This is a genomic window from Mucilaginibacter sp. GW821-FHT07H05, assembly GCF_059418485.1.
The window spans coordinates 25,920-50,540 of the sequence record NZ_JBWKPY010000006.1; the positions used below are offsets into that span (position 1 = coordinate 25,920).

The following is a 24,621-nucleotide window of genomic DNA, read 5'->3' on the forward strand; positions in this document are numbered from 1 at the left end:
ATGAAAAACACAAAAGAAGGAAATGTTTGGTTGATAACCGGGGCTGGTCGCGGCATGGGCTCAGATATTGCCAGGGCTGCATTAGCTGCCGGACATAAAGTAGTCGCTAGCGGTCGCAGCATCGAAAAGGTGATAAAGGTGCTCGGAACATCCGAAAACTTACTGGTGGTAAAGCTGGATGTGACCAGTTCAGAAGACGCAACGCAGGCGGTACAGGCAGCTGTTGAACGTTTTGGCGCTATTGATGTCCTGGTAAACAATGCGGCTAATTTCTACGCAGGTTTTTTCGAGGAGTTCACCAACGAGCAAATTCAGGCGCAAATGGCTACCAACTTTTTCGGGCCGATGAACGTTACCCGCGCAGTGCTGCCGCAAATGCGCAGACAAGGTTACGGGCAGATTATTTCAATTTCATCCACCGCAGGCATTTGGGGATATGAGCAGTGCTCCATGTACTCCGCATCCAAATTCGCGCTTGAGGGATGGATGGATGCGCTCCGGATCGAGATCGCACCTTTCGGTATCAGCACGATGGTTGTTAATCCGGGCTTTTTCCGGACCACATTGCTGGAGCCGCAGTCAACGATCTGGGCCGAAAAGGCAATCGGTGATTATGCAGCCCGCAACACGGCGCTCCGCGCGGGATGGGAAAGCATGAACGGAAAACAAAGCGGCGACCCCGATAAGCTGGCAAAGGCTTTAGTCACATTAGCAGATCAGGATGAGCCACCTTTGAGATGGTTTGCCGGTGCCGATGCCGTGGCTGAAGGCGAACGTAAAGCTACTGAGCTACTGCATGAGATCGATCCTTATCGCGTGGTCTCCAGTTCTCTCGCTGTAGAAGATTAATATTTTATACAGCAATCATAAGCATTTAGAAAGATAATGGTATCCTGAAAAGGGTAAGCGGAAGCCGGTTGTCTTTTTGGGGTACCGGGCTATGATGAATAGTTAGCAAAGGAAAATAAAAGATGAACAAGAATTTCCCGCAGCATGAGTCTGCTGTTGTAGTCGGTGCGTCGCTTGCCGGTCTGATGACGGGTATTGCACTTGCACGTGCCGGATTAAAAGTCACAATTTTAGAACGGGTGGGATCAAAACCCAGAAGTGGTGCTGTTCTTCAGGTTGACAGCGGGGAGATGGATTTTTCTGAAACTGCCAAAGTCTTAAGAAACATCGCCTCCGGTGGTGTCAGATCAGCCGAGGCATGGTCATCTATACAATCCCGCTTGCGGGAAACGGTGATTGCCGATCCCAGGATCGACTTACGTTATGACACCCGCATTCAAACTATTGATCAGGATGAAAGCAGTGCCTGGGTGGTGACCGATAAAGGTGAAACATTCCGCGGCGATATGGTGATCGGGGCAGATGGCCATCGTAGCATTGTGCGACGGATTGTTGCACCGGATAAACCGGATGCTACGTTTGCAGGCTACCTAATCTGGGTGGCTATCATAAATGAAAAGGATATCCCTGAAAAATACTGGCCCGCACTTAATGCACCGGTGAGTATGCCAAACGGGATCGGAGATTTTTTACTCGGTTCCGTTATCGAGGGTATAGACGGTTCCCGTGCGCGGGGACACAGAAGACTGGGCTGGGCCTGGTATGATAATACAAGAAATGATTTGCTGCGCCGTCTTGGTTGCGTGGAAGGAAACGTTGTGCAACATTCGCTTACTGGACCCGACATTCCAGCGCACACATTAAAAGAGTTAGCAGAACAAGCTGCTGTCAGATGGCCGCAACCTTGGTTGGCTGCAACGCTTCACAGTATTCAAACTCGCAACCTTACTGGGATTCCCATTTCAGAATATGTTCCTGAAAAACTGGTGCAAGGGCGAATAACGATTGTTGGCGATGCTGCGCATGTACTTACGCCATTGAGTGCAGCGGGATTTAATGCTTCATTACACGATGCGGCCATATTAGCCGAATGTATTGCAAGCGGAATTCAAGGTAAGGGAGTAGCCAAAGCCCTTTTGGAATATGAGGCCCGCCGTTTAAAAACTGTCAGGCAGGTAGTGCAATCCGGACAATCATTCAGCCGGTCTTTTGGGAATGTCTAATCTAAATATTTAACTCGAATATTGACAGAACGTGGCAATTATAATGGGAAACGTTTTCAAATTCCTGATTATAACGCCTTTCACGCAAATTGTTTCACGTTTCTGCGCGATGCTTTAAACGAAGATTCCAGCGGCAAAAAAGTTGTTGTCACACATCACGTTCCTACTTTTAAACACTATCCGCCCGAATACAAAAGCGATTATTTAAACGAAGCTTTCGCAACTGTGCTGGATGATTTGATTTTAGATACCACGCCGGACTATTGGATTTACGGGCATCATCACAGGAATATTCCTGAATTTAAGATAGGTCATACCAAAATGCTGACCAATCAGCTTGGCTATGTTCAACAGAATGAAAATCGAAACTTTAATAATGCGAAGCTCATTGAATTATAGCAAGAATTTGTTCCCGCCACTATCTTCAATAACAGAAAATAACTTAATATGATTTTCTTTAGCAATAAAAAAACGTACTAAAACACAGGTAAACTGTTAGACCTATGTTAGACCAAATAAAAAAAGACTTAGATTTTTCAGTCATAAGTCCTTGATTTTCAAGTCGGGATGGCGGGATTCGAACCCACGACCTCCAGCACCCCATGCTGGCGCGATACCGGGCTACGCTACATCCCGAAGCGGGCAGCAAACTTAATAATTTTCATAATTTCTTTAAAGAAATTAATGTTTAAATAAACCCTAACCCGGCAAAGTTCTTATTCAATATCTGGCTATTGCTTACATCCAGCCATTTATCAAGCAGGGTGGCGTACACATCCCTAAAATCAACCTGGTATTTCAGGTCGCCATTTTCCAGGTCGCCAAGATTGGGGGCATCGTTATAAATACCTGCTTTGGTTAGTTTTCCGCCAAATACAAATACATTGTTGGCTGTGCCATGGTCGGTACCGTTGCTGGCGTTCTGCTCTACACGGCGGCCAAATTCCGAAAAGGTCATAATCAGGGTATCATCCAGTTTACCGGTAGCTTTCAAGTCTTTCACAAAGGCGGCTACGGCATCGCCATAGGTTTTTAACTGGCGGCCTTGTTGGTCTTGTTGGCCAACATGGGTGTCAAAACCACCCAGCGACACATAATAGATGCGTGTTTCCAGGCCCGAGTTAATAAATTTAGATATATTTTTTAACTGGTTGCCCAAACCCGTGGCCGGGTAAGTAGCGGTTACGTTATAAGTTTTTGATGTTTTCTGGATATAATCGGCCGATGAATAAGTTTCTATCATGGTTTTGTACAGGTAGCCCAGGTTATCCTCGTTCAGGTGGGCGGCGGCGTGTTGCTGGTCCTGCACCAGGTCTTTAAAAAACGGCTCGCGCGTTGCTTGGAACAGGCGGTTCGGGTCCTGCACGGCAATGCCTTTCAGGTTGGCGCCCTTCATGGCCAGTGATAGAGTGTCGTCTACCTCAATAGCGGTGTACGGGTTTTTGCAGGTTTGGCAATTGCTGTCAAGGTAACGGCCAATCCAGCCGGTGCTTAAAAACTGGTTCGATTCGCTGGCGGTTTGCCAGATATCCATAGAACGGAAATGCGACCGATCGGGGTTGGGATACCCTACCGAATTAATGATGCTCATCCAGCCCTGGTCGTAGATCTCCTTTAAAGCCGAGAGGTTAGGGTTCAGTCCCTGCATATCGTTCAGGCCAATTACCTTATCCTGCGTAATGGCAATGGTTTTACGTTTTTGATAGTAGATATCGTTACCAAAAGGTATCACGGTATTCAGCCCGTCGTTACCGCCAGATAGCTGAATGATCACCAGGTTTTTATACCCGCTGATCTGGTTCATGGCTATAGCCTCAAAAGGCTTTAAAAAAGCCGGGATCATCAATGCGCCCGATGCCAGCGCTGTTTTCTTTAAAAAATCTCTGCGTTCCATGGTAGTGAATGTGCAGATATGCAAATGTGCGTATGTGCAGATGTTTTTAATGACACTATACGTTTATCAACATATCAAGGTTATATATTCATTTTCAAATCATTTGCATATCTGCACATCTGCATATACGCACATCCTAATTCATTTGCACATACGCACATTTGCATATATGCACATTAACACAGCTGATACTCGGGCGTACTTACCACCTGTATCAACATTGTTTTAATATCGGTTAATTTGTTCACCTCGTCAATCAGGTTCTGGTTCATTTTGGGCTCCAGCATAAATTCGGCCACTTCCAGGTGACTGGTTTTCAATGGGATCTCCTGCAGGAACTTATCCCAGTCGGGTACCGATTGGGTACGCTTAATCACGTTAAACTGCTGCTTTTTCATTGCTGCCAGGTAGGCCTCGTCCTCGGGCGTGGCCTTGCCGCTAAAATCGATCACCCCGGCGCTTAAAATGGTTGAGGGTATCTTCATGCGGTACATCAGCGACGAGCTGTCTATCCAGTTGCGGCCACCCGGCCAGCCGGCCACGTTTGGCGGACGGAACAGCACCTGCCCCAGTGTGCGCTGAAACTGCAGCAATACTTCGGGGTTTTGATAGCTTACGTAAAACTGGCGGTTTAAACCGATCAAAAACTCCACCGGCGATTTTACCAGGTTACCGATATTTTTATCATCATAAAACCAATCGGCCTGGAAAACAAACTGCAGCAGCGGGGTAATTTCATAATTAGCCTTATAAAACACATCCGTCATCTGCTCAATATGCGTATCATCAGGCACCTCGTTCACCAAATATTTATAAAGCTTGGTGCTGATGTATTTGGCGGTCAGCGGGTTTTTCAGGATGATATCAATAATGTCCTCGCCGCAAAAATCGGCGGTATTGTTCATAAAGGTTTTTAAGCCGGTATCATGCACCCCGGGTCTGAAAACGTAGCTGGCCGTTTTGCCATCGTACTGCCAACCGGTAAAGGCCCTGGCCGATTCTTTAATATCCTGTTCGGTATAATGGCCCCGGCCAATGGTAAACAGCTCCATCAATTCGCGGGCAAAGTTCTCGTTAGGGTGGGTTTTTACATTTTGCTGGTTATTTAAAAACTGCAGCATCCCCGGCGATTGCGATACCTGTATCAGCATGGTTTTAAAGTTGCCTAAAGCGTTGGCCCGCTGTATATTGTTGATCTGCTGGGCATAGTACGAGTTGCCGATATTACAGGCAAAATGGTTATGCCAAAACAGGGTCATCTTTTCGCGCAGCTGGGCATCGCTATCATTCATTTGCTTAAACCAGGTGGCATTCAGGGCTTTTTCCTGCTTGTTGCGCAGGTCCTGTATCACCTTTTTTTCTTCTTCAGTTTGATCTTTATGATAGCGCAGGTCGAGGTTTTCGTCTACAACGGTTATGGGTTGGTTTATGGCCGATGTTTCGAAAAGTTTTTTTACGGTTTTTTTGATAGACCAGTTGGCGCGGTCGTGCAGGTCTTCAAAACGGATGCCAAAACCCGCCCTTGCATACAAGTGTTTAATTTGCCTTGCGTTGTTCATGATGGGGTATTAAGATAAATGTAGGCCAGTATGACAAGTGTATTTGAAAATAGTTTAACGGAAAAATGAAAAATTAATGAAATTCTTAATCAGGGGTTAACTGGAAACTCATAAACGGGCATAGGCCGTATAATTTATTTTGTTTTATTAAAACTTCCATTATATTTAGCAAACCAAACCATTACAATGAAGCTTACACATACTACACTGTTAATGTGCGCATTGGCAGTAACTACAGCAACCGCACAAAAAAAAACTGACGCATTAGGCATACCTACTACACAATCGTACGGTAAAATTGATATGGCCGATATGGAATTAAAGGCCTGCGATTTTGAAAAAGACGCCAACGCTATGGTGCTTTTTGATAAGGCGGATACTTATTATGACAGTGATTTCAATATCAATTCAGAACGTCATAAAAGGATCAAGATATTTAATACTAATGGCAAGGACGAAGCCAATATTCGCATAGAATACATTAGTGCCAGCCATTACGAGTACATCACCGGCCTGGAAGCCGAAACCTTTAACCTGGTTAACGGCAAAGTTGAAATAACCAAACTGGATAAAAAGGTACTTTATACCGAAAATATTGATAAATCCAGATCGGCCTATGTTTTTACTTTTCCTAATGTAAAACCAGGTTCGGTAATTGAGTACAGGTATAGATGGTCTACCCCCGATTACAGCAACTTTCCTGATTGGGATTTCCAGGATAAACTACCCGTGCGATACAGCGAATTGACCACCCAGATACCCGATCTGTTTTCCTTTACCGTACAAAGCCACGTGTACGAACCGTATGTGGTGAATAAACGGTCTTCCGAAGCAAGGAGCATTGGCAACGGGGCCGATGCTGTTTCCTATACGCTTGAAGGGACAACAAAGGCGTTGGCCAATATACACTCGTTACCCGATGAGCCCTACATGAGTTCTAAAAATGATAATCAGGAGTCGCTTATTTATCATTTGACTTATATTAAACCAATCAATGGTTTTGTAAAGTCATACTCGGATAGCTGGGCCAAACTCGGAGGCATTTTAGCAGATCACGAAGATTTTGGCTCGCAGCTGAAAAGGAAGCTTGCCAACGAAGAAGCCATCCTGACCAAAGCTAAAGCCATCCCGTCTGAGCATGATAAAATGATCTATATTTTTAAGGAAGTACAATCAGCTATGAAATGGGACGGGCGGGACCGTTGGTATACCAACGACGGGACGGTTAAAGCCTGGGAGAAGAAAACAGGTAATTCTGCCGAAGTAAACCTGATATTATACCATTTGCTTTACAAGGCCGGGGTTGAAGCCTATCCAATGGTAGTAAGCACGCGCGAGCATGGCAGGGTAAACCCGGCCTACAGTTTTTTATACCAGTTTAACCGCGCCGTTGTTTACGTGCCGCTGGCTGATGAACGACTTTATATATTGGATGCTACCGGAAAATATAATATTTATAGTGAGATACCGGATGACTTGCTAAACTCTACAGGTTTGTATATTGATAAAGAAAATAAAAGGTTCAATACTGTTTTTTTATCCAAGAAAACGCCGGTGCAACAGGTTATAATGATTACTGCTGATATTAAACCCGATGGTAAAATGACAGGTACGGCAGCGTTAAGCCTGTACAGTTATAACCGGATTAACAGTATAAAAAAATACAAAACCGATGGCGAGCAAAAGTATATCGACTATATCAGGAAAAATGATAACAGTTTGAAAATATCTGGTTTAAAAATGAACAACATGGATGTGGATAGCCTGCCATTAAACCCAACCATGGATTTTAATATGGACCTGACCGGTAGCGATGGTAACTATATTTACTTTATACCCGCCATGTTTTCCCCTTTGCGTACCAATCCTTTTTTAAACGAGACCCGCATGTCCGACATTGATTTTGGCTATCGTGATAATTTCTCAATGGTGGGTAATTATAAACTCCCCGATGGATTTAAAACGGATGGCCTGCCAAAAAACATCACTATGCAAATGCCCGATGAAAGCATCATCTTCAGGCGCATCATTGGCGAGCAGGATGGCAGCATTGTAGTACGCTTTATTATCGATTATAAAAAACCCATCTTTTATAAGGAAGACTACGCGCAGATACGTGACTTTTATAAAAAAATGCATGAGTTAATGAATGAACAGGTAGTACTTAAAAAATCATCAGAATAAGTAATGACAGGGATGAAGAATAAGGGCTTGGGTTTTATTTTCACGGCATTGCTATTGTTTTGCGGTTATACCTACGGGCAGGATAAAAACATATCTAAAGATTATTACCAGGCATCAGGCATCCCCGATTCGTTAAAGACGGATGCCAATGCCGTGATCAGGTATACCATGGATGAAATAACCGTAAAAGCCCCGGGGCGCGAGGTATTAAAGCATCATAGTATCACTACCGTATTGAACGAGAAAGGCGACGATGCCGGCGAGTTGGTGCTTTTTTACAACCGGAAATATGACACCTATACCGATATCGAGATAAAAATATATAGCGCTACAGGACAGGTATTAAAAAAATATCATAAAAGCGACATGTACGACCGATCGGCCAGTAATGATGAAACTATTGTTACAGACGACCGGATACTCATGCTGCAGCATGCTATACCCAGTTACCCCACAACAGTCGAGATCAGTTATGAAGAGGATATCTCCAGCTTTACAGATTTAGGCAGCTGGGTAATCAGGCCAAAGGCCGAGGTTGCGGTACAAACCGCTAATTGTAAAGTGCTGGTAAACCCCGCGGTTGGTTTCAGGTACCTGCCGGTTAATATTAACGCAGATCCCGAAAAAGGCACCCAGGGCGATCTGGAGACCTATACCTGGCAGGTAAAAAACCTGAAGGCGGTTAAACCCGAAGAAAATGTGCTGCCCTGGCAACTGGTGCAAAAAATTTCGTTTGCTACCAATAGTTTTGAGTACTATGGCATGCCCGGCAGCTTTGATAGCTGGCAAAATTTTGGCAAATGGATAAATAACCTCAATGCCGATGTAAATACGCTAAGCCCTGCCCGCGCCGCCGAAATTAAAAAAATGACAGATACCATACCGGCCGATAAGGATAAGGTGCGCTTTTTATACCGGTATTTGCAGCAAAATATGCGCTATGTAAGCGTGCAATTAGGCATTGGCGGCTTAAAGCCATTCCCCGCCATGTTTGTTGATCAAAAAAAATATGGCGATTGCAAGGCCCTTACCAATTATATGGGCGCTTTGCTCAGGGCGGTAAATATCCCATCGTGCTATGCCATTGTTAATGCGGGTACCAATGCAAAACCTGCCGATCCTAAATTTCCTGATAATGTTTTTAATCACGTTATCCTGTGCGTACCGCTTAAAAATGATACCACCTGGCTGGAGTGTACCAGCAATACACAACCCTTTGGCCAACTGGGTTCGTTTACCGAGAACCGCAACGCGCTGCTAATTACCGGCGATGGCGGTAAACTGGTAAGCACGCCTAAAAGCACCCTGCAGGAGAATGTATTTGATAGTTATGCCCAGGTTACTATCAATCCCGACGGCAGCGCTAAGGCCCGGCTAAAGTTTGTTTCAACAGGCGAATACCGCAGTATGTACGTAGGTTTAGAATCGGGCAAGCTGGACGACCAGAAAAGCTATCTCATTAGCTACTTAAACCTTAAACAGCCATCGGCCTTTAATTTTAAACTGGCGCCTGATAAAGATGGCATCAAGGAAGTAAATATCGACCTGGAATTTGACAGGCTTTTTGACCTGGCCGTAGGCGATAAACAGTTTTATCGCTCAAACGTGTTCGACTTATGGCGTTTAACCGTGCCTGAACTGGAGAAGCGTAAAACCGATTTTTATTTCGATCATCCGATGCAGAAATCGTGTGTAACCACGATAGACCTGCCCGCGGGCTTCGAAATGGAATCACTGCCTTCGGATGTGAAACTGAAATTTAGCTATGGCAACTATGAGGCCAGCTATCTGTACGATAAAGCCAAAAACCAGGTGACCACTAAAGTAAAATTCAACCTGGACAATCAGGTTGTGCCGGCAGCAAAGTATACCGAAATGCAGCAGTATATGGACAATATTGCCAAAGCACAGAATAAAAAACTGGTGATTAAACGAAAGGCGTAAATTTGTCCTGATGATATTCAGGCTGGACGAACGTTTATTATTTCCCGATCCGGAACTGGCCGAAGAAGATGGCCTGTTAGCCGTAGGCGGCAACCTATCGCCCCAAAGGTTGCTGCTGGCTTATCAAAACGGCATTTTCCCCTGGTATAGCGATGATACACCGATATTATGGTACTCGCCGCATCAGCGTTTTGTGCTTTACCCTCAAAACTTAAAGATTTCTAAAAGCATGCGGCAGGTGCTGCGTTCGGGGAAATTCCGGGTTACTTATAACACCTGTTTCGCCGATGTGATCAAAGCCTGTTCGGCTGCTTACCGCGAAGGGCAGGATGGCACCTGGATCACCAATGATATGATTGCAGCTTATATCGAATTGCATAGACTTGGTCACGCCCATTCGGTTGAAGTTTGGCAGGATGACGAATTGGCGGGCGGTTTGTATGGCGTACAAACAGGCCGTGTGTTTTGCGGCGAAAGTATGTTTAGCAAGGTGAGTAATGCTTCCAAAACGGCCCTGGTCCACCTTTGCCAAACCGCGGACTATGATCTGATAGATTGCCAGGTACATACCGAACATTTAGAATCGTTAGGGGCGGGGATGATCAGCCGGGCGGAGTATATGTCTGTTCTTGCTACCATCCCGTCATAGCGAGCGCAGCGTGGCTATCCCCGATAAGCAGAGCCGCCCTGCCTGCCGGGGATGGCCACGTCGTTTCACTCCTCGCCATGACGTGTTGTGGCTATAAAACCTTAGCTTTGCATTCAATGCAGCAACCCGATAAAAAAGAACGGATAATTTTAGGGATCGACCCCGGTACGGCGGTAATGGGGTACGGGCTGGTAAAGGAAAGTGGATCGAAACTGGAGCTGATTAGCCTGGGCGTTGTAAAAATGGCCAACCTGGACGACCATCACCTGAAACTGCAGCGCATTTTCGAGAAAACCATCGCCCTGATAGATAATTACAAACCCGATTGCCTGGCTATCGAGGCGCCGTTCTACGGCAAAAATATCCAGGTAATGCTAAAGCTTGGGCGGGCGCAGGGCGTTGCCATTGCAGCGGCGCTATCGCGCAGTTTGCCGGTATGCGAGTATGCCCCCCGTAAAATCAAACAGTCCATCACCGGCAACGGTAATGCCACTAAAGAACAGGTAGCCGCCATGCTGCAAACCCTGCTCAGCTTTAAAGAAACGCCCGAGTTTTTAGACGCAACCGACGGACTGGCCGTAGCCGTTTGCCATAGCTTCCAGCGCATCGCAACCGGCCGCGGCAACAAGATCAGCTACTCGGGCTGGGAATCGTTTGTGAAGGAAAATACGCAAAGGGTGGCTTCGCCGTTGAAGATTAAGAAATAAAATCGGTACGTTTCTATAGAAACTTCGGGTGGTTTTTTATTTTTAAATAGAAAGTTTTATTGTAGTTTTAGAAAAACTAAACCTCACAATGGAACAAATTATAACTGAAATTTACGAAATCATAAAGGATTATCGGTCCACAGACAATAAAATGTCTATAGAGCATATCACTGCATGGATACTACAATTCGATGAATCAGATCGAATCTTTTTACTCAATGAATTGAAACATCTTTTAGGTAAGCGTTATTTTTCTAAAGATGTTGTAAAAAAAGCCTTAAAGAAAATTATCGCTGATGTTTCGGAAAAACATGGTTATAAAAGTGTAACGGAATTTCTTTTAAACTCCGCCTTTATTAGAAACCAGCCAAACGGAAAAAGTCAAAGTGATTTTCTAAAGCTTCTCCGCGAAATTTTTATTGACGACTTTGGGTTTGATATAGACGCAAATCCACCATTAGAACCTAAGTACTATCTTTACATAGACGATATATTTTGTACCGGCGATAGTTTATATAAATGCCTTATTAAAGAAACTAAAAATGAAGAGACGGATAACTGGGAAGTTACTGGTGGTTGGCTATTTGAGGGGGATGGCGAAAAAAAACATTTAGAGTTGTTAAGGGAGAAAAAAGCAAAACTTTTAATTCTGAATTTCATCATGCACAGTTACAATTATGATAAATTCAAATCTCGAGTATACATGGCATTAGGTAAACGTAGTATAGAGCAATATTCTGAGGGATGGGCTTTTCTACATGTTGAAAATGATCCAAGAAATAGTTCATCTAATCTTGATTTTATTTTTCCAATCAGGGACGAAAACGATGAGCTTTTGACTCAATATTGTGAGGAGATGGAGCTTGATGATTCTACAGCTTTTAGAAAAAGTAATTTACCGAACGAAGAAGTTCTTTTTAGCTCTCCAGAAAACAGAAATAGGTTTGAAACAATTATCTTAAAAAAAGGAATTATGCTTTTTAATGAAGCCGGTTCGGGACGACATTCACGGATGAGACCATTAGGCTATGGATTATCAAGTCACAAAAACCTTGGTTTCGGAGCATTTTGCGTGACTTACAGAAATGTTCCATTTAATATGCCACTTGTTTTTTGGTATGCTGGGCATGGTTGGATTCCTTTGTTTGAACGTCATTTTTCAAGCTACACACCTCCTTTTGATTGGCTTACATATGAAATATAAAATCGAACAGAAAGAAAATCGAGTTTATAATATTGAAGACTCCTGTATTTTCAAGAAAAACAACGATAAGTATGGAGATTTGTCCAATATGGCGACCTCTTTTCCGTTGAGAGTTAATGGCATTGATATTAAAACATCAGAAGCACTTTATCAAATTTGCAGATTCCCACACCATCCAGAAATCCAGGAGAAAATTATAGCTGAAAAAAGCCCGATGTCAGTTAAAATTATAAGTAATGCAAATAAAAAAAACAGCAGAGACGATTGGGAATTGATTAGGTTAAAAGTGATGAAATGGTGTTTAAATATAAAACTGGCCCAAAACTTCATTTCTTTTGGCGAAGCTTTAAATCAAACAGGACTAAAAAATATAGTTGAAAATTCTAAAACAGATAATTTTTGGGGCGCTATTCCCAACTCAGATAACACAGTTTACACAGGAAAAAACGCTTTAGGGCGATTATTAATGGATTTACGACAGTTGTATTATAGTCGAGATAAATATTTGTTATTATATGTTGAGCCATTAAATATTCCCAATTTTCTAATCTGTGGTGAAAAAATAGACATTATCGACGAGCGAATAAATTTTATTAATTGGCTTAATAACTACTGGACTTTAGATTTAAAGAAAGATATTTTAAATATTAACACATTACAAGAAAACAATGTGTCAAACAGTCACCTTATTGCTACTAAAAAGACAGAGTCTGTCAAAAGTCTAACGCCCAAAAGAAAAAAGAGTAAATCCAATAATTCACAGAAAGGCTTATTTGAATTTTAGTTTATTTATTGCATCGCATTTCTTCTTTAAGGACTATGTGAATATCTTAGCACCCTTTGTGGTTAAATCACCACGCGCACTAAACGCCATCCACGTTTTCCACACTCCAAAACCTTATTAACATTTTCATCTAAAAAACACTTTTCAGATATATTTATTTTTCCTACATTTGCGGGCTAAATATTGCTCATTGAAATCATTGAGGACATACGCCATCCCTTTCACCGGCCTTAAGCTGGGAAAACACGAGTTTGACTATGTGATCACCGATGCTTTTTTTAATGAGTTTGAATATTCGTTAGTTAAAAAGGCTGATCTGCAGTGCAAGGTGGATCTGGATAAGCAGGAAACCATGCTGATCCTTAACTTTCATATCACCGGCAATATCCAGCTGGATTGTGATAAATGCCTGGCCACTTATCCGCAGCAGGTGGATATGAAGGAGCAGCAGATCGCTAAATTCAGCGACGAGCCGATTGACGAGGACGAAGAAGTAATGGCGCTGACAAAGAACGATCACGAGATCAATATTGCCGGCCTGATATATGAATATATTAATGTCGCGGTGCCTTTTATAGCTACCTGCGGCAACGAGGGGGAAACCCCATATTGTGATAAGGATATGCTGGATAGGTTAAAACAACTATCGGCAGGTGATGAACCAGAACCCGGGCAGCAGGTTGACCCACGATGGGATGCGCTCAAAAACATTAAATAGAATTAATAACAAGAAATTATGCCACATCCAAAACGGAAATTTTCCAAATCAAGGACCGCGAAACGCCGTACACACTACAAAGCAGAAGCTCCTTCATTAACAACTTGCCAAACTACTGGCGTAGTACACTTGCCTCACCGCGCTTATACTGTTGATGGTAACGTATACTACAACGGTAAAGTACTGATTGAGAAAGCTGCCGTAGCCTAAGTTTAATTTTCTGTATGAAGATTGGCTTAGATATTATGGGCGGCGATTATGCTCCCAAAGCAACTGTTTTAGGAGCAATAGCAGCTTATAATTCATTGGCTGAAGGGCAAAAGCTTGTGCTGATAGGAGACCAGGCTACCGCTTTAAGCATTCTGCAGGAAAATAATTTCGATGCCGCTAACTTCGAGTTTGTAAACACAACCGAAGTAATTGGCATGGGCGAGCACCCCACCAAGGCAATTGTACAAAAGCCCGATTCGAGCATTAGCGTTGGTTTCCAGCTGTTAAAGGATGGAAAGATCGACGCTTTTTCGTCGGCGGGCAATACCGGCGCTATGCTGGTGGGCTCCATGTTCAGTGTAAAAACCATTCCGGGCGTTTTGCGCCCCTGTATGACAACTATTGTACCCAAACTGAAAGGCGGTTTGGGTATTTTGTTGGATGTAGGCGCCAATGCCGATTGTAAACCCGAAATGCTTTTGCAGTTTGGCGTATTGGGCAGCTTGTTTGCGCAGGCTGTTTACGGTTTAACCGACCCCAAAGTGGCGCTGATGAACATTGGCGAAGAAGAAGAAAAAGGCAATATCCTTTGCCTGGCTACCTACCCCTTAATGAAAGAGACCAGCTTGTTCAACTTTGTTGGCAACGTGGAAGGCCGCGACCTGTTTGGTAGCGCGGCCGATGTTTTTGTATGCGATGGCTTTACCGGCAATATCATCCTTAAAATGGCCGAATCTTTTTACGTGGTTACGCTTAAAAAGGGCTTAAAGGATGAGTTTTTCGATCGGTTTAATTATGAGCAATACGGTGGCAGCCCCATATTGGGTGTTAACGCGCCGGTAGTGGTAGGGCACGGTATATCCAGCCCCGAGGCTATTAAAAACATGGTGCTGCTATGCAAAAACATGGTAGAGACCGGCTTGGTTGATAAAGTAAAACAGGCTTTTCAGTAAAACAGATATAAATGAGTAAAATTCATGCCGCAATTACAGCGGTGCACGGCTACGCCCCTGAGTATGTGCTTACCAACCATGAACTGGAAAGCATGGTGGACACCAATGACGAGTGGATCACCAGCCGCACAGGTATAAAGGAAAGGCGTATTTTAAAAGGCGAAGGCCTGGCAACTTCAGATATGGCCGTTCCGGCGGTTGAAGGTTTGCTGAAAAAACGCGGTATCGGCGCCGACGAGATCGACCTGATCATTTTTTGTACCACCACCCCCGATTTGGTTTTCCCCGCTACGGCAAACATACTGGCCGATAAAATTGGCGCTAAAAATGCCTGGGGATATGATTTGCAGGCTGCCTGCTCGGGCTTCCTTTTTGGTTTAGCTACCGGCGCGCAGTTTATCGAAAGCGGAAAACATAAAAAAGTGCTGGTAATTGGCGGCGATAAAATGTCGTCGATTGTAAATTACGAAGACCGTGCTACCTGTATTATATTTGGCGATGGCTGCGGCGCTGCCCTGCTGGAGCCCAATACCGATGGCTACGGCATTATAGATTCTATCCTGAAAAGCGATGGATCCGGTTCGCAATACCTGTATCAAAAAGCAGGTGGCAGTAAATTGCCGGCATCGCACGCTACGGTTGATGCAAAAGAGCATTTTGCTTACCAGGAAGGCCAGGCTGTATTTAAATTTGCCGTTACCAACATGGCCGATGTAGCTGCCGAGGTAATGGAAAAAAACAACCTCACCGCCGATGATATTGCCTGGCTGGTACCACACCAGGCCAACAAACGTATTATTGATGCTACCGCCAGCCGCACCGGTGTAACTGCCGATAAGGTGGTGATAAACATTGAGCGTTACGGCAACACAACTAATGGCACCATCCCGCTATGCTTATGGGAGTGGGAAGATAAATTTAAAAAAGGCGACAACATTATTTTAGCTGCCTTTGGCGGCGGGTTTACCTGGGGCTCCATTTATTTAAAGTGGGCCTATTAAATGTGTAGATGAGAAAATGTGCAAATATGCAGATGAAAACCACTAAGCAGGTTATTCGCACATACGCACATTTGCATATCTGCACATTAACACGAACATTATTTACAACCCGCTGTTTACTATAATACCATATGCATATTTGCACATCGCACATTTGCATATTTTATAATCATTAATTAATTAAACATCTGCATATTTGCACATACGCACATTTGCATATATTTAACCTACTAAACTGTTATTCCTAAAACCATTTCGTAACAAACTATGGATATTAAGCAAATACAGGACCTTATACGTTTCGTTTCAAAATCAGGCGTAAATGAAGTTTCTATAGAGCAAGAAAGTTTCAAGATCACGATTAAAACCAACCAGGCCCCAACATATGTTACGGCCCAGGTACCCATAAGCGCACCGGCATTGCAAACGCCGGCAGCAAGCGCCCCCGAACCGGCCGCCGCCGCCGCAGAACCGGTGGTTACCGACACTTCAAAATATATCACTATCAAATCGCCCATGATCGGTACTTTCTACCGTTCGGCAAGTCCCGAGAAACCATTTTTTGTAAATGTGGGCGATGAGATCAGCACGGGTACAGTACTGTGTATCATAGAAGCCATGAAATTGTTTAACGAGATCGAATCGGAAGTATCCGGCCGTATTGTTAAAGTACTGGTTGATAACTCTACCCCGGTTGAATACGACCAGCCTTTATTTTTAGTAGAACCCGTTTAAATGTGCAGATATGCGAATATGCAAATAATCTGCATGTATAAAATTCGCGCTCTGCAAACAAGTAAGTATATTAATTGCTAAACCATGTGTGAATATCAACCGTGCGGAAAATGGAGCATCAACGGCATCCGAACATCTGCACATTTGCATATCTGCACATTTGCACATTAAAGAAATGTTTAAAAAGATATTAATAGCTAATCGTGGTGAAATAGCCTTGCGTATTATCCGTACGTGTAAGGAGATGGGTATAAAAACGGTTGCTGTATATTCCACCGCCGACCGCGACAGTCTGCATGTGCGCTTTGCCGACGAGGCCGTTTGTATTGGCCCGCCACCCAGCCGCGATTCTTACCTGAATATCCCCAATATTATTTCGGCTGCCGAAGTAACCAATGCCGACGCGATACACCCGGGCTACGGCTTTTTATCAGAAAATGCCAAATTTTCGGCCATTTGCGCCGAATACAATATTAAATTTATCGGTGCTACTGCCGATCAGATCAACGCCATGGGCGATAAAGCTTCGGCTAAGGCAACCATGAAGAAGGCCGGTGTGCCATGTATCCCCGGTTCTGAAGGTTTGTTAGAAAGCGTTAAACAAGGCATCGAGATCTCCAAGAAAATAGGCTACCCTGTAATACTGAAAGCTACTGCCGGTGGTGGTGGCCGTGGTATGCGTATTGTGTGGAAAGAAGAGGAGTTTGAAGCCGCCTGGGATTCGGCCCGTCAGGAATCGGGCGCTGCCTTTGGTAACGATGGCATGTACCTGGAGAAATACGTGCAGGACCCGCGCCACATTGAGATACAGGTAGTGGGCGATCAGTACGGTAAAGTTTGCCACCTGAGCGAACGCGACTGCTCTATCCAGCGCCGTCACCAGAAACTGGTAGAAGAAGCGCCATCGCCGTTTATGACCGAAAAACTGCGCAAACGCATGGGCGAGGCTGCCATAAAAGGCGCCAAAGCCGTAAAATACGAAGGTGCCGGTACCATCGAATTTTTGGTGGATAAAGATCGCAATTTCTACTTTATGGAGATGAATACCCGGATCCAGGTAGAACACCCGGTAACCGAAGAGGTAATAAACTTCGACCTGATCAAAGAACAAATTAAGGTAGCATCGGGTATCCCTATTTCGGGTAAAAACTACGAGCCGCAAATGCACGCCATTGAGTGCCGCATCAACGCCGAAGACCCGTTCAATAACTTCCGCCCTTCACCGGGTAAAATCACTAACTTCCATTCGCCGGGTGGCCATGGGGTACGTGTGGATACGCATGTGTACAGCGGTTATGTGATCCCATCCAATTACGATTCGATGATCGCCAAGGTGATCTGTGTGGCCCAAACCCGCGATGAGGCTTTAAGCACCATGTCGCGCGCGTTAAGCGAGTTTGTGATTGAAGGTGTTAAAACTACCATACCCTTTCACTTAAAATTGTTACAGGATCCTAACTTCCGTGCAGGTAACTTTACTACCAAATTCATGGAAACTTTTGAGTTTGGCGAATAAAAAAACCTTTGCAAATAAAACAGACGTAAATACCCCTAAACAACGGTTTTAAATGAGCGACACGGGCGATAAACTAATTAAAGCGATAAAGGACAAGGGTAAAACCATTGAGGCCGAAATGTCGTTCTTCGACCATCTGGAAGCATTAAGGTGGCACTTGATCCGGGCATCTATCGCTATCGTGATCTTCATGGGCTTCGCGTTCGCGTATTTCGACTGGATCTTTGAGAACATCATTATGGCCCCCAGTAAGGCCGATTTCTGGACAGCCCGCACCATGTGCAATATTGGCCATTGGCTGCACCGCGATTTTTGCTTCAGTACCATAAAAGTACAGCTGATCAATAATGAAATGGCCGGGCAGTTTATCTTACAGATCAACGCGTCGTTGCTGATTGGGATTACTGCCGGGGTACCTTATTTGTTGTGGGAGATCTGGCGCTTTATTAAGCCTGCCCTGCACGATAAGGAACGCAAGGCCGCTACCGGTTTTGTGTTTTATGCTACCTTCCTGTTTTTTTTAGGTGTGATGTTTGGTTATTATGTGATCACGCCATTATCGGTGCATTTTTTAATGGGTTACACAGTTAGCGACTCTATTCAAAACCTGCCAACCATCGATTCGTACCTGTCATCGGTAGCCACTTTAACGCTGGCCACAGGCATTGTTTTTGAATTACCCATCCTGATCTATATTTTGGCTAACCTGGGTATCATGACGCCTCAATTTATGCGCTCAACCCGCCGCTATGCTATTGTAGTTATCTTGATCATTGCCGCGGTGGTAACACCAACCCCCGATATGCTGACTATGACCGTAGTGAGTATCCCGCTGTTTATTTTATACGAAGTAAGTATTTTGGTAGCCGCGGCGGTTGAAAGGCGCAAGATTAAAAAGGACGAAGAATTTATGAAGAGCTAACAAGCGATAAATAATTAAAAAAGGGGCGAACCACAAGGTTCGCCCCTTTTTTGTTGTAAAAACCCTGAATTGTATCACAAGCTCTGTGATCTTTGTGGTTCTCTCTTTGTGCCCTCTGTGGTTAAATCACTCCAATAGAAATCCTAATAGCCTCCGCCTTTCCCACAAAATAGTTACTTTAGTCCCACATAAATTCTGAATACATTTGAAGCTAATGAAAACAGGGATAAAGATTGCCATAGGGGCCGACCATGCCGGATTTGAGTACAAGCAGGTATTAGCCGGCAGCATACAGGCCAATGAAATTATAGACTTTGGCACCTATAATACCGATTCGGTAGATTATCCTGATTTTGCACACCCGGTAGCCTCGGCGGTAGAGACTGGCGAGGCCGATTTTGGCATTTTGGTTTGCGGCAGCGCCAACGGCGTGGCTATAACGGCCAACAAGCACCAGGGCATTCGCGCGGCGATATGCTGGAATGAGGAACTGGCCGCGCTGGCCCGCCAGCATAACAATGCAAACGTAGTATGCATCCCGGCAAGGTTTATTTCGCTGGATGATGCCAAGAAAATAGTAGACGTATTTCTATCCACCGAATTTGAAGGCGGCCGGCATGCGACAAGGGTGGGGAAGATGACTTGCTGATAGCACTTTACGTCATCCCGAATTTATTTAGGGAACCCATTGCTAAGTAATACCATGCATGTGGGGTGCTGAAACAAGTTCAGCATGACAAATTATTTTAGAAAACTAAAAACTAAACATAAAAACATCCGCTAAGCAACTTGTTGCCGGCGGCTAAAAAACTGATCAAAAAAACATGAAAAAAACCGCAACCTGGATTGCAGCTATGGCCATTGCGGCCACGGCCTGTGCCCAACAAAAACCCGATCAAACCGCGATCAAGTATTCGAAACTGATCACCGCCGAGTTTGCTAAACAGCAATTAAGTATTATTGCAGCCGATGATATGGAAGGCCGCGAAACCGGCCAGCCAGGCGCCGAAAAAGCCGCTAAGTACCTGGCCGGCGAGTATAAAAAATTAGGCTTGTTGCCTGCTAACAATGGATCGTATTTTTTAGATGTCCCTTTAACCCAAACTACTTTTAAAGTAAGTTCGTTTACGGTTAATGGCAAAACCTTAACCATGGGTAAGGATTTTTACGCCAGCGGCGGAGCGCCTGCTACCACTGTTAAAGCAGATGATATTGTTTATGTAGGCTATGGCACCGATGCCGAATTAACCGGCGACCTGAAAGGTAAAGTGGTTTTAGTAATGAACGAAACCCCACCTGTGGCCGCAGGTGCTGCACCTGCAACCCCGCCTGCAGCCGGTGGACGCCAGGGCCGCGGTATGGTGAACCCGCGTATGCGTGCAATAATGGCAAAAGAGCCATTATTGATTCTGTCTGCCAGCCCTACGGTGGCCCAGATGGCCCCGCGCTTTGCCTTCCAGCACCCGGGTGTTGCCCTTAAAAGAGAGGCTGGCGCAACCGCAGCTCCGGGCCGTGGTAACCCAATGGGCGGTGTAGTAACTATAAACATTACTACCGATGTTGCCGACCAATTATTAAAAGCCAGTGGTAAAACTTACGCGGCTTTAAAAACCGCTATTGATGGCGGCGCGCCGCAATCGCAAACGATTAAGGCCAGCGTTAATACATCTTTTGGCACTGAAGTGAAAGATGTAATGTCGGCTGATATTGTGGCGATGATCCCGGGCAGCGATCCGAAACTGAAAGATGAAGTTTTGGTTTTCTCGGCCCACTATGACCATATTGGGTTAAACCTTGCGCCCGATGCAAAAGATAAAGTAAACAACGGCGCTGATGATGATGGCTCGGGCACAGTCGGTATCTTGACCATTGCACGTGCTTTTGCCCAAGCTAAAAAAGACGGCAAGGGCCCTCGTCGTACCATCCTTTTCCTGGGTAACGTTGGCGAAGAAAAAGGGCTGTTAGGTTCTGAATATTATACCGAGCACCCGGTATTCCCATTAGCTAATACCATTGCTGATTTAAATATTGATATGATTGGTCGTATTGGCGACGATTACAAAGGCAACCCGGATTCGGCTAACTATGTATTCCCTATTGGTTCGTCCATGTTAAGCAGCACCCTGCACCAAATTACCGAAGATGCCAATAACACCTATACCCACCTGAAATTGGATTATCGTTACGACGATTTGAACGACAAAAACCGTTTCTACTACCGTTCAGATCATTACAATTTTGCTAAACACGGCGTACCAATTGTATTCTGGTTTAATGGCACCCATGCTGATTATCATGGTGCTGGCGACGAGGTGAGCAAGATCAACTTCCCGCTGTTAGCTAAACGTGCGCAGCATGCTTATTTTATGGGCTGGGAGTTAGCAAACCGCGATGTCCGCCCTGCGGTGGATGCCAAGGATGCTCCCAAAAACTAAATCTATAAAAGCTATATTAATACAAAAGAGCCTCCCGGTATTACCGGGAGGCTCTTTTGCGTTTGAGGGATTACGCTCGTCGCCCTTAGTTGGATATACCGCTGCTAATAACTTAGCAGCTTATTCATCGTTTCTTCTAAACGGGCTTTGGCTAAAAAATCGTCCTCTAATGCTTTGTTCATCGGTACGGCAGTATCCAGACTGGCGCAGCGCATAATAGGGGCATCCAGGTTAAAAAAGCAATGCTCGGCTATATGGGCGGCAATTTCGGCGCCGAAGCCGCTGGTCAGGGTATCTTCGTGCAGGATTAAAACGCGGCCGGTTTTCTTTACACTCTGCTCAACCGCTTCCTTATCCCAGGGCTGCAGGCTGCGCAGATCAATGATCTCGATAGAGAATTGCTTATATTTTGCCGCATATTCCAATGCCCAGTGCACGCCCAGCCCATAGGTAATAATAGTAGCCTGCGTCCCTTCTTCCAATATTTTTGCTTTGCCTATCTCAATAAAATAGTCATCATCAGGTACTTCACCGCTGATACTGCGGTACAGGTATTTATGCTCGAAGAACATCACCGGGTTAGGGTCTTCAATGGCGGCCATTAACAAGCCTTTGGCATCAGCCGGGAAAGCCGGGTAAACCACCTTTAAGCCCGGTGTTTTGGTAAACCAGGCCTCGTTACTTTGCGAATGAAAAGGCCCCGCGCCGGTACCTGCGCCCGTAGGCATCCTAATTACAACATCAACATTTTGCCCCCAGCGGTAATAAGTTTTGGCCAGGTTGTTAATGATCTGGTTAAAACCAACGGTCACAAAATCGGCAAACTGCATTTCTACCACCGCCTTATAGCCATTAAGCGACAGGCCCATGGCCGTACCCACAATACCCGACTCGCACAGCGGAGTATTACGCACACGCTCGCGGCCAAACTTTTCTACAAAGCCCTCCGTTATTTTAAAGGCGCCGCCATATTCGGCAATATCCTGGCCCATAATAACCAGGTTACTATACTTGTACATGCTTTGCAGCAGGGCATCGCTAATGGCATCAATAAAACGCTTGGGACTGTAATTGCTGGGCTGTTTTACTGGCGGCGGTGTGTAAGGCATGTACATATCCGCCAGTTCGCGGTCGGCACTGGGACTTAGCTCACGCTCGCGAAAAGCTGATTCTATTTCCTTATCAATAACCGGCGCGAATTCGTTTTTAAGATAAGGCACCCATTCTTCCCGTAATATCAGCTCGCTAATGAGGTATAGTTCAAAGTTTTTTACCGGGTCCTTAGCGGCCCACTCTTCCATTAATTGTTGCGGCACATATTTAGTGCCTGAGGCTTCCTCGTGCCCGCGCATGCGAAAGGTCATACATTCCAGCAATACAGGGCGCGGGTTTTCGCGCAGGTCCTTTGCCAGTTCGCTAACGGTGTGGTAAACTTCCAGGATATTATTGCCGTCAATGGTGCGCCCTTCAATGCCATATCCGGCGGCTTTGCTGGCCAGGGTACGGCATTTATATTGCTCGTTTACCGGGGTTGATAAGGCATAGCCGTTATTCTCTATTAAAAATATTACCGGCAGGTTCCATACCGCGGCAATGTTAACCGCTTCGTGGAAATCGCCCTCGCTGGTAGCGCCTTCACCGGTGAATACCAGGGTAACTTTTTTACGTTTGGCCAAAACATCGGCCAGGGCAATACCATCGGCCAAAGCCATTTGCGGCCCCAGGTGCGATATCATCCCGATGATCTTATGCTGTTGCGAACCAAAGTGGAACGATCTGTCGCGCCCCTTGGTAAAGCCCGATGCCTTGCCCTGCCACTGCGCCATTAAGCGCGACAGGGAAATACCGCGCGATGTAAACACACCCAGGTTGCGGTGCATGGGTAAAATGTATTCGTCCTTTTGCATGGCCAGGGTGGCCCCTACGGCAATAGCTTCCTGGCCAATGCCCGAAAACCATTTGCCGATACGCCCCTGCCTTAACAGGATCAGCATTTTCTCTTCGATAGCGCGCGGCCATAAAAGCGCCTTGTAAAAAGACAGCAGGGTGTTAGAATCGAGATTTTTTTTGTCAAAAATCATTAAGCTAAGCTAACGATTTTTTAAAACTTTGTATGTTTGAACGTTCATATCATTACATTTATGGGATATTTATGAAACATAAAAATCTTTACCCCCTCGTGTTTTTATGCCTTGCCGCACTAACGGCCAGCGCACAGGATAATTACCTGGCTGCCAAAAGCTATTTTTTGCATAAAGGCGATAAATTGGACATGTACCTGTTAGGCGGCGACCAGTTTAAAGATGTAGAAGAATACAAGTACGACGCCTCTAAAACCAAAAAATTTATGCTGTATGACGACGGCAAAAAAATAAACCTGATGACCGCCGCCAAAGACAGCGCCGCCCCGGTGTTAACTTATACCATGAACAACCCCGGCCTATCTATGGTGGAAATGATACGCGATATACCAGCCACCGCTATAGACCGCGAGCAGTATGCCCAATATCTGACTAACGAGGGTTTAACCAAGCTGGCCGAAACCGTAAATAACAGTAACCAGTCGCGTTTCCGCGAAAAAAAGGTTTGCTACTTAAAAGCACTGGTAATGGTTGATAAAGCCACCGGCGGCGATTTTGACAAGCTGACCGGACAGGAATACGAGATCATCCTGAAGAAGAACCCGTATAAACTGAATTATGGAGACGATTTAACCGGCGCCCTTTATTATAAAGGGAAACCGCTTAAGGGCGCGCCGGTAGATATCTTTTTGAAAACACCCGCCGGTAACGTATATCCCGACCGTGCAACCACTAACGAAAAAGGCGAATTTTCTATCACCACAACCCGCGAAGGTATTTATATGTTCCGCAGTGTGCGTACGGTAGCATCAACCAGCACCGATGCCGATTTTGAGACCATCCAAACCGCCTTTACCTTCCTGTTTAACAGCAGTAACGACAGGACAAGCGATTTTAAGAGTTTTGGATTAGGGGATAGGCACTAACCGATGTGCAGATGCGGGGATATGCAGATGTGCAAATGATTAATAATTTGTCATTCTGAGTGATAACGAAGAATCTAACGTAAGCAGAGCGTTAATGCATTGGCGGTAGATTCTTCACTACGTTCAG

Annotated in this window: 22 protein-coding genes and 1 tRNA gene; 19 read left to right on the forward strand and 4 right to left on the reverse strand. The window is 45.0% G+C overall.

Annotated features, from left to right (window positions below; genetic code table 11):
- The 3 genes from AC07M6_RS16565 (at nt 1) to AC07M6_RS16575 (ending at nt 2,471) form a co-directional block, all read left to right on the forward strand.
- The gene (locus tag AC07M6_RS16565; RefSeq protein ID WP_494891300.1) at nt 1-849 is read left to right on the forward strand and encodes an SDR family oxidoreductase; all 849 of its coding nucleotides are present in this window, start codon (nt 1-3) and stop codon (nt 847-849) included.
- A 122-nt stretch (nt 850-971) separates the two neighbouring features.
- On the forward strand, nt 972-2,072 hold the full coding sequence (locus tag AC07M6_RS16570; RefSeq protein ID WP_494891302.1) for an FAD-dependent monooxygenase: 1,101 nt from the start codon (nt 972-974) through the stop codon (nt 2,070-2,072).
- A gap of 21 nt (nt 2,073-2,093) precedes the next feature.
- Complete coding sequence (locus tag AC07M6_RS16575) at nt 2,094-2,471, forward strand: metallophosphoesterase family protein (RefSeq protein ID WP_494891304.1); 378 nt, start codon at nt 2,094-2,096, stop codon at nt 2,469-2,471.
- Nucleotides 2,472-2,634: 163 nt separating this feature from the next.
- On the opposite strand, the gene AC07M6_RS16580 is transcribed toward AC07M6_RS16575, so the two are convergent.
- The 3 genes from AC07M6_RS16580 to AC07M6_RS16590 all read right to left on the reverse strand — a co-directional run bounded on the left by AC07M6_RS16580 (nt 2,635) and on the right by AC07M6_RS16590 (nt 5,525).
- Nucleotides 2,635-2,708, reverse strand: a tRNA-Pro gene (locus tag AC07M6_RS16580).
- Nucleotides 2,709-2,760: 52 nt separating this feature from the next.
- Nucleotides 2,761-3,966, reverse strand: a complete 1,206-nt coding sequence (locus AC07M6_RS16585; protein WP_494891306.1) for a DUF1501 domain-containing protein — start codon at nt 3,964-3,966, stop codon at nt 2,761-2,763.
- Nucleotides 3,967-4,142: 176 nt separating this feature from the next.
- Entirely contained in the window at nt 4,143-5,525 is a 1,383-nt protein-coding gene (locus AC07M6_RS16590) for a DUF1800 domain-containing protein (protein WP_494891308.1), read from the reverse strand.
- A gap of 186 nt (nt 5,526-5,711) precedes the next feature.
- Between AC07M6_RS16590 and AC07M6_RS16595 the strand changes: the two genes are divergently transcribed.
- From AC07M6_RS16595 to AC07M6_RS16665, 15 genes are all read left to right on the forward strand, one after another.
- Complete coding sequence (locus AC07M6_RS16595; protein ID WP_494891310.1) at nt 5,712-7,709, forward strand: DUF3857 domain-containing protein; 1,998 nt, start codon at nt 5,712-5,714, stop codon at nt 7,707-7,709.
- A gap of 12 nt (nt 7,710-7,721) precedes the next feature.
- A complete protein-coding gene (locus tag AC07M6_RS16600; RefSeq protein ID WP_494891312.1) occupies nt 7,722-9,653 on the forward strand; it encodes a DUF3857 domain-containing transglutaminase family protein in 1,932 nt (643 codons plus the stop codon).
- A 10-nt stretch (nt 9,654-9,663) separates the two neighbouring features.
- A complete protein-coding gene (gene aat, locus AC07M6_RS16605; RefSeq protein WP_494891314.1) occupies nt 9,664-10,302 on the forward strand; it encodes a leucyl/phenylalanyl-tRNA--protein transferase in 639 nt (212 codons plus the stop codon).
- A 116-nt stretch (nt 10,303-10,418) separates the two neighbouring features.
- The gene (gene ruvC, locus AC07M6_RS16610; RefSeq protein WP_494891316.1) at nt 10,419-11,009 is read left to right on the forward strand and encodes a crossover junction endodeoxyribonuclease RuvC; all 591 of its coding nucleotides are present in this window, start codon (nt 10,419-10,421) and stop codon (nt 11,007-11,009) included.
- Nucleotides 11,010-11,097: 88 nt separating this feature from the next.
- Nucleotides 11,098-12,213, forward strand: coding sequence for a phosphoribosyltransferase-like anti-phage protein (locus tag AC07M6_RS16615; RefSeq protein WP_494891318.1), 1,116 nt, complete (start codon nt 11,098-11,100; stop codon nt 12,211-12,213).
- Nucleotides 12,203-12,997 carry an NADAR family anti-phage protein gene (locus AC07M6_RS16620; protein ID WP_494891320.1) on the forward strand — a complete coding sequence of 265 codons (795 nt, stop codon included), beginning with the start codon at nt 12,203-12,205 and terminating at the stop codon, nt 12,995-12,997. Before AC07M6_RS16615 ends, AC07M6_RS16620 begins: the two co-directional genes overlap by 11 nt.
- Before the next feature lie 190 nt (nt 12,998-13,187).
- Nucleotides 13,188-13,715, forward strand: coding sequence for a YceD family protein (locus AC07M6_RS16625; RefSeq protein WP_494891322.1), 528 nt, complete (start codon nt 13,188-13,190; stop codon nt 13,713-13,715).
- An 18-nt stretch (nt 13,716-13,733) separates the two neighbouring features.
- The gene (gene rpmF / locus AC07M6_RS16630) at nt 13,734-13,925 is read left to right on the forward strand and encodes a 50S ribosomal protein L32 (RefSeq protein WP_494891324.1); all 192 of its coding nucleotides are present in this window, start codon (nt 13,734-13,736) and stop codon (nt 13,923-13,925) included.
- A 14-nt stretch (nt 13,926-13,939) separates the two neighbouring features.
- On the forward strand, nt 13,940-14,878 hold the full coding sequence (plsX, locus tag AC07M6_RS16635) for a phosphate acyltransferase PlsX (protein ID WP_494891326.1): 939 nt from the start codon (nt 13,940-13,942) through the stop codon (nt 14,876-14,878).
- A gap of 11 nt (nt 14,879-14,889) precedes the next feature.
- A complete protein-coding gene (locus AC07M6_RS16640) occupies nt 14,890-15,879 on the forward strand; it encodes a beta-ketoacyl-ACP synthase III (protein WP_494891328.1) in 990 nt (329 codons plus the stop codon).
- 267 nt (nt 15,880-16,146) lie between these two features.
- Nucleotides 16,147-16,614 (forward strand): acetyl-CoA carboxylase biotin carboxyl carrier protein, encoded by a 468-nt coding sequence (accB, locus tag AC07M6_RS16645; protein ID WP_494891330.1) that lies wholly within the window; start codon nt 16,147-16,149, stop codon nt 16,612-16,614.
- 175 nt (nt 16,615-16,789) lie between these two features.
- Nucleotides 16,790-18,130, forward strand: a complete 1,341-nt coding sequence (gene accC, locus AC07M6_RS16650; RefSeq protein ID WP_494891332.1) for an acetyl-CoA carboxylase biotin carboxylase subunit — start codon at nt 16,790-16,792, stop codon at nt 18,128-18,130.
- Nucleotides 18,131-18,182: 52 nt separating this feature from the next.
- Nucleotides 18,183-19,052, forward strand: a complete 870-nt coding sequence (tatC, locus tag AC07M6_RS16655; RefSeq protein WP_494891334.1) for a twin-arginine translocase subunit TatC — start codon at nt 18,183-18,185, stop codon at nt 19,050-19,052.
- Between the two features lie 214 nt (nt 19,053-19,266).
- Complete coding sequence (gene rpiB, locus AC07M6_RS16660; RefSeq protein WP_494891336.1) at nt 19,267-19,701, forward strand: ribose 5-phosphate isomerase B; 435 nt, start codon at nt 19,267-19,269, stop codon at nt 19,699-19,701.
- Between the two features lie 175 nt (nt 19,702-19,876).
- Nucleotides 19,877-21,487, forward strand: coding sequence for a M28 family peptidase (locus tag AC07M6_RS16665; protein WP_494891338.1), 1,611 nt, complete (start codon nt 19,877-19,879; stop codon nt 21,485-21,487).
- A 104-nt stretch (nt 21,488-21,591) separates the two neighbouring features.
- Here AC07M6_RS16665 and AC07M6_RS16670 read toward each other — a convergent pair whose 3' ends face one another.
- A complete protein-coding gene (locus AC07M6_RS16670) occupies nt 21,592-23,568 on the reverse strand; it encodes an alpha-ketoacid dehydrogenase subunit alpha/beta (protein WP_494891340.1) in 1,977 nt (658 codons plus the stop codon).
- Between the two features lie 71 nt (nt 23,569-23,639).
- Here AC07M6_RS16670 and AC07M6_RS16675 point away from each other — a divergent pair, with 71 nt between their 5' ends.
- Nucleotides 23,640-24,494, forward strand: coding sequence for a DUF4198 domain-containing protein (locus AC07M6_RS16675; RefSeq protein WP_494891342.1), 855 nt, complete (start codon nt 23,640-23,642; stop codon nt 24,492-24,494).
- Nucleotides 24,495-24,621: the final 127 nt, after the last annotated feature.